This is a genomic window from Solemya elarraichensis gill symbiont (assembly GCF_002021095.1).
In the GTDB taxonomy this organism is placed as follows: Bacteria; Pseudomonadota; Gammaproteobacteria; order Chromatiales; family Chromatiaceae.
Genome location: NZ_MPRK01000284.1, coordinates 1 through 2,346, shown reverse-complemented (window position 1 = coordinate 2,346; position 2,346 = coordinate 1). Strand labels below are relative to the sequence as shown.

General features: G+C 48.4%; 4 protein-coding genes. 2 read left to right on the top strand and 2 right to left on the bottom strand.

Features of this window, described 5'->3' with window-relative positions; all coding sequences use genetic code 11:
• Positions 1-46 precede the first annotated feature (46 nt).
• The gene (locus BOW51_RS10195) at positions 47-970 is read right to left on the bottom strand and encodes a glycosyltransferase family 39 protein (RefSeq protein WP_078477618.1); all 924 of its coding nucleotides are present in this window, start codon (positions 968-970) and stop codon (positions 47-49) included.
• Positions 971-1,397: 427 nt separating this feature from the next.
• On the opposite strand from BOW51_RS10195, the gene BOW51_RS10190 reads away from it, so the two are divergent.
• Both BOW51_RS10190 and BOW51_RS11300 read left to right on the top strand, forming a co-directional pair.
• Positions 1,398-1,847 (top strand): hypothetical protein, encoded by a 450-nt coding sequence (locus tag BOW51_RS10190; protein WP_078477617.1) that lies wholly within the window; start codon positions 1,398-1,400, stop codon positions 1,845-1,847.
• Positions 1,831-1,992: a hypothetical protein gene (locus tag BOW51_RS11300; RefSeq protein WP_167367329.1), complete on the top strand. Its 162-nt coding sequence runs from the start codon at positions 1,831-1,833 to the stop codon at positions 1,990-1,992. The genes BOW51_RS10190 and BOW51_RS11300 overlap by 17 nt, the downstream gene beginning before the upstream one ends.
• A gap of 143 nt (positions 1,993-2,135) precedes the next feature.
• Here the strand turns inward: BOW51_RS11300 and BOW51_RS11470 are convergent.
• A partial coding sequence (locus BOW51_RS11470) for a hypothetical protein (RefSeq protein ID WP_217349036.1) occupies positions 2,136-2,346 on the bottom strand: 211 nt, incomplete at its 5' end.

Here is a 2,346-nt window from a genome sequence, read left to right as displayed (position 1 = left end):
TTCCTTTGGCGCTGGCGCACGTCAGAAAAACAGTCTCGCCTAGTGGCTACCGGGGACTACGCGCCTTCGATTCTCTCTCCTTGGCGCGCAGCGAGAGAATACCTGCTACTGATACTGCGACAAGAAGCACACCTGCACCAAATGCAAGTTTTTTGCCTGCCAGGAATGCCAGGCTGCTGCTTCCGAACAGCATCATGTATTCAAACAGTGCCTTTCCTGCATCTGGCTGCTTCAGCCAGTTGAAGTTGGTCGATGCGCTTTCAAATCCCACTGGCAACCACGGAAGCACGCTCATTCCTGCCAGAAGCACAACTATCACTGGTTGATAGAAAAACCGCCTGTTACACCCTGGCATGATGAGCAAGGCAGAAAAATAGGCAATACCGCTTGCAGCCAGATAGTGAACTGCAACCGGGTGTGAGTGCGCCATTAACATGACGCCAGCTACCATCAGCACTAGATCCGAGCGACGTGGCTTGTCCTGGTTGCCGCTCGACTTGACCAACTGCACCAATGACAACAGCAACAGTAGCCAGCCGACTGACAGCAGCATGTAGTGCCGCGCCTCCTGGCTATAGAAGAGATTCACATCTGACAAGAGTACGAAAAGGGCCAGTAGAAAAGCAGCCCGATTACCTGCAAGCGCCCTGCCGAGATACCAGGAAACGGTAACGCTGATTGCTCCCAGGATTGCAACCGGGAGCCGCAATGCAAAGGCACTGTCTCCCGGTGACCAGAAGAGTGACGTGATGAGATAAAAAAGCGGGGGCTTGGTTGTTACCGGTTGAGTCCAGAGCTGATACGCCGAAAACGTGGAGTGGTAAGAGGTAAATGCCTCATCCATCCAGATCGATTTCTCATCAAGATGGTACAAGCGCAGCAGTAATGCCAACAGGCCAAACAGCAATGGCGGCAGAATCGCTGAGTACTTCCACTCACCTTCCACCATGTGTCTCTGCAAGAACTTCATCGATACAAATCAATCGTGCTCAGTTAAACAGTCGGGAGATTGCCGCTACCAGGCACATGATCCGCGATAGCGGGCAGGCCTGATCCACTTCGCCATGGTAGCGATCAATACATCAGGCATGAACGGTACCTTCTGCTCCCCGCTGATACCAATACCGTTATCCTGACAGTTGAAACAGCACCCCTCCAGACCTTAATTAAGTATAACCCACGGTATATTTATATGTTCTGTAAAAAGATATAATCGTTGCCTGTTTATTGTTTCATTGATAGATTAGCCTATTGGAATCCTGCACTCACCATTTCCCAACACAGGAAATGGATTGATATTTATAATAATTTTAAGATTGAAAAAGGCCTCCGCATGAAGAGTAGAATAAAAACTGTACAGCTATCATTCATATATAACTGCTTGCTGTTTCTGCTATATGTTTCATTTTTTTATGCCGGTGAATGCCAGCGAGGCTGAGGACCCTCACTACTCGGAAGCAGGATTTTTTGACCTTCACCTTTGCCACTGGCCAGATCGCCCCCCATTTTTTAAAGCTGTCTTCTCCACCTTTGACTTTGATGACATCGATTATGTTTCGATTGAAAATCCCGATGGTTCCGAGATTACAAGACTTGAAACCTCATCGTTCATCGAGTTTCGTTCAAAGGGGCGTAAAAAGCGCGCCTTCTTACAGGACCACGAGTTAGCAGACACCCCAAAAGCAGGCTGGTACACGGCAAAAATTCATCTCAAGGACGGCACTGTCGCTGAAGCAAAGGATTATGTTGATCCGGGCCAGCTTCCTCTTGCCGAGAAAATCTACCCGGAGGAAGCCCAGGAAGTAACACTGCCAGTAACAATACGCTGGAATGATAACAGAAACTGAAGTTACAGTTCCCGATGGAAAACTGGAAGTTGACGGGGAATATGAGTGGCTGGTTCATGCCCGGGATGTGGATGGAGATCCGATCCTTGGTGATTTCAACCTTGGTTCGCAAACAGCCTACTCAACTTTCACCGTCATAGAATAGACACCGAGAGACTACTACATACTATGACTCTCCCTATTCTCCATACTTTCCAAGCGGTGATATGATAAATGCTGAAGCAATTCATTTCAAAAACACTTCTCATACACCAGAATGAACAGCGAGAGGCTTTCTATTTTCTGAGCCTATTTATCCTGATTGGCCTTGCCATGGGTTTCGGAAAAGGTATAACCGAAACGCTTTTTCTGACACGTTTCGGTATCGAATTTCTTCCAACGATGTTTATGCTGACCGCTCTCGCTGCGCGCCAAGGAGAGAGAATCGAAGGCGCGTAGTCCCCGGTAGCCACTAGGCGAGACTGTTTTTCTGACGTGCGCCAGCGCCCAAGGAAAAATA

Bases quoted from the DNA above. Each gene is read 5' to 3' on its own strand.
- BOW51_RS11300 (WP_167367329.1), top strand. From the start codon at position 1,831: ATGATAACAGAAACTGAAGTTACAGTTCCCGATGGAAAACTGGAAGTT.
- BOW51_RS10190 (WP_078477617.1), top strand. From the start codon at position 1,398: ATGTTTCATTTTTTTATGCCGGTGAATGCCAGCGAGGCTGAGGACCCT.
- BOW51_RS10195 (WP_078477618.1), bottom strand. From the start codon at position 970: ATGAAGTTCTTGCAGAGACACATGGTGGAAGGTGAGTGGAAGTACTCA.